Here is a 7901-nt window from a genome sequence, read left to right on the forward strand (position 1 = left end):
GAGTGGTGCACGCCGAGCCCATGCCGCCGGTATCCCTGTCCCCGAGGACCTCGTCCCCGATGAGGACCGGGTGCCGGGCCTCGCCGGCGGTGCACGGCGCATGCTGAGCGAGCGCGCCGCGGACATCCGCCACGTCGACTCCCCGCTCTATCTGCCGAACGATGATGAGAGGGTTCCGCGGCAGGCGGTGTGGATGCGGCTGCGTGCCCCGCTCCCTAACGACCAGCGGCTGCATCGGGCCGCGCTCGCCTACCTCAGCGACATGACGATCCAGGAGTCGATCCTGCGCGCTCACGGAGTGTCATGGTCGCTGCCGGGTTGAAGGTCGCGAGCCTGGACCACGCGATGTGGTGGCATCGTCCGGCCCGCGTGGACGAATGGCTCCTCTACGTGCAGGGAGTCGCCGAGCGCCCGGGGCGGTCGCGGTCTGGCCACGGGGCGGGTGTACACCCGTGAGGGCGCGCTGGTCGCGAGCGTCGCGCAGGAGATCATGATTCGCGTCCCGGAGGATCACTGACCTTGCGCTCAGCGGTGGGCGTACTCATGGATGGGGCCGACGTACGGCTCCCATGCCTCGCGCATCTCCGCGGTCAGCCGCGTCGGCCGCCCCCCCGGTCCCCGCGTCGACGAGCACGATGACGGCCTGGACCGCGCGTAGAGTTCACGCGGCTCGGCGGCCGGGTCATTGTGCACCTCGTAGCAGACCTCGACGCTCGAGCCACCGAGCTTCCCGAACCACATCTGCACCTCCAACGGGCCGGCGCTGATACGGCACCGGAGCGAGGTACTCGATCTCCTGCCGCGCGATGAGCGTCAGGATGCCTTCCTCGATCCCGGAGTCGAGGACGGCCGTGGACGGCGCCTGCTCGCCGGGTCCCGCCCGCCAGAACGCGCGGACGCGCGCCTCCTCGAGCAGCTTCAGCATCGAGGTGTTGTTGACATTGTTGAACGCATCCTGATCGCCCCAGCGGAGCTGGATCGGGGATGTGCAGGCGCGGGAACCCGGCGAGTCGGTGCTCATGACCGGCTCAGTCGCGCGTGAGCTTGCGGTGGGTCGAGCGGGTGGGGCTTGGCCGCGTCCGGCCCGAGGCGCTCGATCTTGTTCTGCTCGTAGGCCTCGAAGTTGCCCTCGAACCAGTACCACTGGTCGGGCTTCTCGTCCGTGCCCTCGTACGCGAGGATGTGCGTCGCGATCCGGTCGATGGAACCACCGGTCGTGGGTGATGACCACGGCGCAGCCGGGGAACTCGAGCAGCGCGTTCTCCAGGGAGCTCAGGGTCTCGACGTCGAGGTCGTGGTCGGCTCGTCGAGGAGGAGCAGGTTGCCGCCCTCCTTGAGGGTGAGCGCGAGGTTCAGACGGTTGCGCTCACCACCGGAGAGCACGCCGGCCTCTTCTGCTGGTCCGGACCCTTGAACCCGAACTTGGACACGTAGGCACGGGACGGGATCTCGGTCTTGCCGACGTGATGAAGTCGAGTCCGTCGGACACGACCTCCCACAGGGTCTTGTTCGGGTCGATCGACGAACGCGATCTGGTCGACGTAGCTGATCTTGACGGTCTCGCCGATCTTCAGGTCTCGCCGTCCAGGGGCTCGAGACCGACGATGGTCTTGAACAGGGTCGTCTTTCCGACGCCGTTCGGACCGATGACGCCGACGATGCCGTTCGGCGGGAGGCTGAAGCTCAGGCCGTCGATGAGCGAGCGCCCGTCGAAGCCCTTCTTGAGGTTCTTCGCCTCGATCACACGTTGCCGAGTCGAGGACCGGCAGGGATCTGGATTTCCTCGAAGTCCAGCGTCCTCGTCCGCTCCGCCTCGGCCGCCATCTCCCTCGTACCGGGCGAGACGGGCCTTCGACTTGGTCTGGCGGCCCTTCGCGCTGGAGCGGACCCAGTCGAGCTCGTCCTTGAGGCGCTTCGCGAGCTTGGCGTCCTTCTTGCCCTGGATGTCGAGGCGCTCGGCCTTCTTCTCCCAGGTACGTCGAGTAGTAGCCCTCGTAGCCGATGAGGCGACCGCGGTCGACCTCGGCGATCCACTCGGCCACGTGGTCGAGGAAGTACCGGTCGTGGGTGATCGCGATCACGCGCCCTTGTACGACTGGAGGTGCTGCTCGAGCCAGAGCACGCTCTCCGCGTCGAGGTGGTTGGTGGGCTCGTCGAGGAGCAGCAGGTCGGGCTTCTGCAGCAGCAGCTTGGCCAGCGCCACACGGCGCTTTCTCGCCACCGGAGAGCGGAGCGATGGCCGCGTCCGCCGGGCGGGGTGCGCAGGGCGTCCATCGCCTGCTCGAGCTGGGAATCGAGGTCCCAGCCGTCCGCCGCGTCGATCTCCTCCTGCAGCGTACCCATCTCCGGCGAGCAGCGCATCGAAGTCGGCGTCCGGGTCGGCCATCAGCGCGGAGATCTCGTTGAACCGTCGACCTTGCCTTGATGGCGATGCCGTCCTGGATGTTCTCCAGGACCGTCTTCGACTCGTCGAGCTCGGGCTCCTGCATGAGGATGCCCACGGAGTAGCCCGGCGAGAGCTTGGCTTCACCGTTGGAGGGCGTGTCGAGCCCCGCCATGTTCTTGAGGATCGTCGACTTTCCGGCGCCGTTGGGGCCGACCATGCCGATCTTCGCGCCACGGCAGGAACGCCATCGTGACGTCGTCCAGGATGAGCTTCTCACCCACCGCCTTGCGGGCACGAACCATGGAGTAGATGTACTCAGCCACCGAAAACCGCTCCTTCTGTTGGCGTCGAAGATCGACACTCCAGCCTACCGGCCGTGAGCGGGCTTATCTGTGTACGCGGGTCACCAGTCGATCGGCCGCGTCTACGCCCACCAGACAGCGCCCGCCGGCGAGCTGTGGCAATGACGGTGGTCACGACGGCGCCGGTGGAGGGGCCCGACCTGCCCGATCAGGCACTCCTCCTCGCCCCAGCGGACCGAGAACTGGATGCTCTCCGCCGGGTTCCCGACCGTGGACTGGTCCGGCGTGAGCTGCATGGCGTCCCGATCGAATCCCGCCGCGACGAGACCGTCGACGTATGCCCGCCCCTCCGCACGCGCTCCGTGCCCCCACACCTGTTCGGCCACTGCGGTGAACACGGGAAGGTTGTCTGCGGCGCTCCCGCCCGGCACCAGAGCAGGCGCGGCCGGCGGTGTCGGCGTGGCACTGGCCGTCCCGGTCGGGGTCCGCGTCACCTCCGGCTCCGGGGCGCATCCGGCGAGGACGGCTGCCGAGAGACCGGCGACGAGCACGAGCGCCGCAGCGCGGGAGTTCAGGACCGATCGGAGCACGAGCAGAGTCTAGGCCGCCTCGCTCTCACCGCCGGCTGTTCCCACGCGTCGCGCCCTTCCTCATCGGTCGTCGGGACGTCCCCGCTCTCCTCCGCATCCGTGGGAGACGGACGGGTGCTCGGTCGGTACGCGGTGGTCCCCCCACCGCAGATCGTGTCCGATCGTGTCGGCGTCGATGTCGACCGCTCGTCCCCTGCTTGCCATTGCTCTCCCACGGTCGTACGCGCAGTCGTCCCGAGACGATGACGCTGTCGCCGACCCTGAGCGATGCGCGCGCATGCTCCGCGAGCTGGCGGAAGGCGGCGATCGAGAACCAGTTGGTCCCCGCATCCACCCACGAGCCGCTCGCTGCGTCGAAGCGACGGTGCGTGCTCGCCAGCCGGAAGTTCGTGACGGGCACCCCCGCACTCGTCCGCCCCGGGGTGGGCTCCGTCGCGACTCTCCCCACGATGGTCACGGTAGTCGATCATGCGTTCGTCCTCTCGCTGCGGCTCAGCGGCCGGATGCCCTCCAGCGTGCACCTCGCGGAGCAGGTTGCAGGGGCACGATCGCGCGATCTGTGGGACGGGCTAAGGCAACCGTCATCCGTGCAGAAGAAGCCAGGTCACCGCCGGATATCGATGCGCGGGCCAATGTCGGTGGTCGGTCGTATGTTCGAACCATGGAAGGAGAGACCATGACCGCCACCACCACCGCTTCGATCCCTGCTCCCGGAATCCCCCTCGTGGCCCCGCCGCTCGCGTCCCGGCGAGAGCACCTCGTCCGTGCCGCCGATCACCTGTGGAGCGTACAGGACAGCCGCGAGCACGTCCTCGGCCACCTGCGCGTGGTGGCCGATCCCCTCGGCCTCCGGTACCGGGCGGAGCGGCTCCATCTGGCGACGGGTGACTTCCGGCTGATCGGCGAGTTCTGGCGCGCGGACGACGCCGTCGACGCGCTGCGACACTGCTGACCTCCGGTCGACGTGACCGGCGATCACTGGCGCCCCGGCAGGATTCGAACCTGCGACCAAGAGATAGAAGGCTCCCTGCTCTATCCCCTGAGCTACGGAGGCGGACATCTCTACCGTACCGCGCTCCCCCGGCGGATGTCGGGGCCGTCGATAGGATGGCGACATGGTGACTGCTTCCGAGAACGACCGCCTCGTCTGGATCGACTGTGAGATGACGGGACTCGATCTCGCCATCGATGAACTGGTCGAGATCGCGGTGGTGGTCACCGACTTCGAGCTGCGTCCGCTCGACCCCGGCTTCCAGGTCGTCATCCGTCCGAGCGCGGGACGCCCTCGCGCACATGAACGACTTCGTCACCGCGATGCACGAGACCTCCGGGCTCATCGAGGAGATCCCGCAGGGGATCAGCCTCGAGGAGGCGGAGGAACAGACGCTGGCCTAATCCGCCGCTTCGTCCCGCTGGAGCGCCGCGCGCCTCTCGCCGGCAACACGATCGGCACCGACCGATGTTCCTCGCGAAGTACATGCCACAGGTCGACCAGTGGCTGCACTACCGGAACGTCGACGTCTCCAGCATCAAGGAGCTTTCCCGCCGCTGGTACCGCGGGTGTTCTTCCAGGCACCTGCCAAGGACGGCGGGCACCCGCGCGCTGGCGGACATCCTCGAGTCGATCCGCGAGCTGCGTTACTACCGCGAAGCCGTCTTCGTCGACGAACCGGGACCTTCCAGCGATGATGCGAAGGAGATCGCCGCCCGCACGGTGTCGGAGTTCACCTCGAACATGTAATAGACTCGTGGGGTTGCCTGTTTCGGCGGGCGCATGGTGGGTATAGCTCAGCTGGTAGAGCGCCTGGTTGTGGTCCAGGAGGTCGCGGGTTCAAGCCCCGTTACTCACCCCAGCTCGAAGAGGCTCGGACCGTTCGGTCCGAGCCTCTTCGCCTTTCGGCCGGTCCGGCCCCGTGGTCGCGCGGCCCTAGACTGTCCTGGTGTCACTGGCGGTCTGGTTCTCCCTTCTCACCGCATCCGTGGTGATCAGCTTCACGCCGGGAGCCGGCGCCGATCAACACGATGTCCAACTCCCTCACCCAGGGCTGGAAGCGCTCGATCTGGGGCATCATCGGCCAACAGATCGCGCTCATCGTCCATGTGGTGATCGTCGCCGCTGGAGTCGGGCTCCTCGTCTCACGCTCGGATCTCCTGTTCAACGTCATCCGGTACGCCGGCGCCGCCTACCTCGTCTACTCGGGATCCGGTTGATCCTGACCCGGCCCGCGCCGGCACTCGACGACGCGCCGGATCCTGTGGACGTCCGGGAGAGCCACTGGTCGATGATGCGCCGCGGGTTCTGGGTGAACTGCTGAACCCGAAGGCGATCGTGTTCTTCCTCGCGTTCATCCCGCAGTTCATCCGACTGGACCAGCCACCGCTCCCCCAGTACCTGGCACTCGTCGCGACGGTCGTGGTCGTCGATGTCCTGGTGATGTGGGGTTCTTCGCCACAGCGGCGCGTCCCTTCCGGCGTCTCACGCGCTCCCCGCAGGGACAGCGGATCCTCAACACGGTGTTCGGAACCCTCTTCATCGGCGTGGCAGCCCTCCTCGTCCTTCTGCACTGAGCACCCGGCCGTCGCCGTAGGCTGGAGGGGATGGACATGGACGCCGCGGCCTTCGAGGCCCTCGTGATCGACGAGCTCGACCAGCTGCCCGATGAGATGGTCGAGCAGCTCGAGAACGTCGTCTTCGTCGTGGAGGACCGTCCGGAGGACGGCGGCCTCGACCTGCTCGGCCTGTACGACGCCTGGCGCTGACGGAGCGCACGCAATACGGATGGGCGAAGCTCCCCGACCGCAATCATCGTCTACCGGGAGCCGCACCTCGCACAGTGCGACGACATCGACCAACTCCGTGACGAGGATTCACCACCACGCTCGTCCATGAGATCGCGCACTTCCACGGCATCGACGACGCGCAGTTGCATGAGCTCGGGTGGGCATGACCATGTCGACCGCTCTTCCCGAGGTCGAGGAGACCACTGACCTGTTCGCTGCTCCGCTGGAGCCCTGGGAGGTCGTCGTATGGAACGACCCCGTGAATCTGATGAGCTACGTCGTGCGCGTCTTCCCGCACCTACTTCGGCTACACGACCGAACACGCCACCCGCCTCATGCTCGCCGTTCATCACGACGGCCACGCGATCGTCGCCACCGGCCCGCGAGAGACCATGGAGGTGCACGCTCAGGCGATGCACGACTACGGACTCTGGGCGACCGTCAGGAAGGCCGCATGAACACCACGCCGATCACCGTCTCCGTCGCCACGATCGAGGGGATGCACCTGGCCCGACTCGTCGATGACTTCATGGAGGTGCTGCGGGACTCCGAACAGGACGACCCGGGGGTGGCCCGGCTGACCCCGAACGCCTACCCGGACGACGACGATGCGTCGTGCCGCATTCGCCTCCGCCACGCGCGCGGACCTCCTCGACCGGCGGTTGCACGACGCCCGCACGGTTCGCGCATCGCTGCAGATGTTCGACCCCGACGCCGAGGTGACCGATGCCGACGCCCGGATCCCCCGCGATGTCGTGGTGCGCCGTGACCACGTGGACTCCTGGCTGCGCACCCTCACCGCCATCCGCCTCGTGATCGCGACGCGCCTCGGCATCACCGACGACGAGCCCGACGTCGGGGGGCGATGGTATCAAGCGGTGTACGGACTGGCTGGGATACCGCCTCGAGCTCCTCATCGAAGCCGTGGATGAGAGCGACGCCGACGCACTCCGCTGAGTGAGCTCAGGGAACCTCGACGACTCGGGTGGCGAGTTCGCGGGGGTGGTCCCGCTCGACGTGACGGCGCTCCTGCGCCGCCCAGCGGTCCCAGTGCGGGCGGTAGGTGTCTCCGTCCCGGGCAAGCGCCCGTGACTTGCGTGACTGTTCCCCGGATTCCACCCAGACGCGGACATCCGCCAGCCGTGCCGTGGACGGACGCAGGATCCCGCTGGCCCTCGACGATGACCCCGAGTGCGGGATCCACAGCGTGGGTCTCCGCCTCCTCGCCGCGTTCCCAATCCCAGCGACGCCAGGCGCCGAGCAGGCCGCGTCCGTGCGGGCGGAGGATGCCCTCCAGCGCCTTCTCCGCGCCCCCGTCGAGTCCGTCCCAGCCCGGGTACAGCGAATCCAGCGCGATGACCTGCACGCGGCCGGCAACCGGCCAGGCATGTGCCACACGCGCAGCCAGAGAGGTCTTGCCGGCGCCGCTTCCACCGTCGATGATCACGACAGGATTGGACGCCGCGATGTGCGCGGACGTCCTCGACGATCAGTGTCGCGGCGCGCGAGAGAGCAGCTGCGACCGCGTCGTCACTTCTTGAGGGCACGGATGATGCGCGTGGAGTGCCCGACCTGTGACCCAGACCGAAGGGCACGGCCACGACCAGGAGGCGTCACGATGTTCGGCTCGAAGCGCAGTCCCTCTTCGCGACGGACATAGACACCGACCGGGACCGACACGACGCCGCCCCCCGCCGCCTTCTCCTCCGTCGCCGCTGGCGCCGCCGAAGCCCGCGTAGGTGAACGCCACCGGAGTGACGGTGACCCGTCGATCTCCTGCGGCTCCCCGTATGCGCTCTTCACGCCGAAGGACGCGACCTGATTCCCGAGTTCCAGTGCAAT

The 7901-nt window shown here is 67.8% G+C and carries 8 protein-coding genes, 2 tRNA genes and 6 pseudogenes; 10 read left to right on the plus strand and 6 right to left on the minus strand.

Going from position 1 to position 7901, the window contains the following annotated elements; all coding sequences use genetic code 11:
• From AB1285_RS25360 to AB1285_RS25370, 3 genes and pseudogenes are all read left to right on the plus strand, one after another.
• Positions 1-322: pseudogene (locus AB1285_RS25360) on the plus strand (acyl-CoA thioesterase II); the annotation flags it as partial.
• Positions 323-345: 23 nt separating this feature from the next.
• Entirely contained in the window at positions 346-456 is a 111-nt protein-coding gene (locus AB1285_RS25365) for a hypothetical protein (protein ID WP_429978140.1), read from the plus strand.
• On the plus strand, positions 428-517 hold the full coding sequence (locus AB1285_RS25370) for a hypothetical protein (RefSeq protein ID WP_429978141.1): 90 nt from the start codon (positions 428-430) through the stop codon (positions 515-517). The genes AB1285_RS25365 and AB1285_RS25370 overlap by 29 nt, the downstream gene beginning before the upstream one ends.
• Positions 518-682: 165 nt before the next feature.
• On the opposite strand, the gene AB1285_RS25375 is transcribed toward AB1285_RS25370, so the two are convergent.
• From AB1285_RS25375 to AB1285_RS25390, 4 genes and pseudogenes are all read right to left on the minus strand, one after another.
• On the minus strand, positions 683-1021 hold the full coding sequence (locus AB1285_RS25375; RefSeq protein ID WP_429978134.1) for an acyl-CoA thioesterase: 339 nt from the start codon (positions 1019-1021) through the stop codon (positions 683-685).
• A gap of 7 nt (positions 1022-1028) precedes the next feature.
• Positions 1029-2709: pseudogene (gene ettA, locus AB1285_RS25380) on the minus strand (energy-dependent translational throttle protein EttA).
• Between the two features lie 101 nt (positions 2710-2810).
• On the minus strand, positions 2811-3278 hold the full coding sequence (locus AB1285_RS25385; RefSeq protein ID WP_429978135.1) for a DUF6993 domain-containing protein: 468 nt from the start codon (positions 3276-3278) through the stop codon (positions 2811-2813).
• 25 nt (positions 3279-3303) lie between these two features.
• Positions 3304-3735, minus strand: a complete 432-nt coding sequence (locus tag AB1285_RS25390; protein WP_429978136.1) for a single-stranded DNA-binding protein — start codon at positions 3733-3735, stop codon at positions 3304-3306.
• A gap of 219 nt (positions 3736-3954) precedes the next feature.
• Between AB1285_RS25390 and AB1285_RS25395 the strand changes: the two genes are divergently transcribed.
• Positions 3955-4230: a hypothetical protein gene (locus AB1285_RS25395; RefSeq protein ID WP_429978137.1), complete on the plus strand. Its 276-nt coding sequence runs from the start codon at positions 3955-3957 to the stop codon at positions 4228-4230.
• 27 nt (positions 4231-4257) lie between these two features.
• Here AB1285_RS25395 and AB1285_RS25400 read toward each other — a convergent pair.
• Positions 4258-4332, minus strand: a tRNA-OTHER gene (locus AB1285_RS25400).
• Positions 4333-4393: 61 nt separating this feature from the next.
• On the opposite strand from AB1285_RS25400, the pseudogene orn reads away from it, so the two are divergent.
• The 6 genes and pseudogenes from orn (at position 4394) to AB1285_RS25430 (ending at position 6991) form a co-directional block, all read left to right on the plus strand.
• Positions 4394-5019: pseudogene (gene orn, locus AB1285_RS25405) on the plus strand (oligoribonuclease).
• A 36-nt stretch (positions 5020-5055) separates the two neighbouring features.
• Positions 5056-5131 (plus strand) — tRNA-His (locus AB1285_RS25410).
• Positions 5132-5218: 87 nt separating this feature from the next.
• Positions 5219-5846 (plus strand): annotated as a pseudogene (locus tag AB1285_RS25415) (LysE family translocator).
• Positions 5847-5876: 30 nt separating this feature from the next.
• Positions 5877-6226, plus strand: a pseudogene (locus AB1285_RS25420) (metallopeptidase family protein).
• A gap of 2 nt (positions 6227-6228) precedes the next feature.
• Positions 6229-6517: pseudogene (gene clpS / locus AB1285_RS25425) on the plus strand (ATP-dependent Clp protease adapter ClpS).
• A 150-nt stretch (positions 6518-6667) separates the two neighbouring features.
• On the plus strand, positions 6668-6991 hold the full coding sequence (locus tag AB1285_RS25430) for a DUF2017 family protein (RefSeq protein ID WP_429978138.1): 324 nt from the start codon (positions 6668-6670) through the stop codon (positions 6989-6991).
• A 598-nt stretch (positions 6992-7589) separates the two neighbouring features.
• Here the strand turns inward: AB1285_RS25430 and AB1285_RS25435 are convergent.
• On the minus strand, positions 7590-7901 hold a 312-nt coding region (locus AB1285_RS25435), incomplete at its 5' end, for a hypothetical protein (protein ID WP_429978139.1).

This window comes from Microbacterium sp. NRRL B-14842 (assembly GCF_050470785.1).

Excerpts from the sequence above, each read along its gene's own strand:
- AB1285_RS25365 (WP_429978140.1), top strand. The coding sequence starts at position 346 with ATGTGGTGGCATCGTCCGGCCCGCGTGGACGAATGGCTCCTCTACGTG.
- AB1285_RS25375 (WP_429978134.1), bottom strand. The coding sequence starts at position 1,021 with ATGAGCACCGACTCGCCGGGTTCCCGCGCCTGCACATCCCCGATCCAG.
- AB1285_RS25395 (WP_429978137.1), top strand. The coding sequence starts at position 3,955 with ATGACCGCCACCACCACCGCTTCGATCCCTGCTCCCGGAATCCCCCTC.
- AB1285_RS25430 (WP_429978138.1), top strand. The coding sequence starts at position 6,668 with ATGCGTCGTGCCGCATTCGCCTCCGCCACGCGCGCGGACCTCCTCGAC.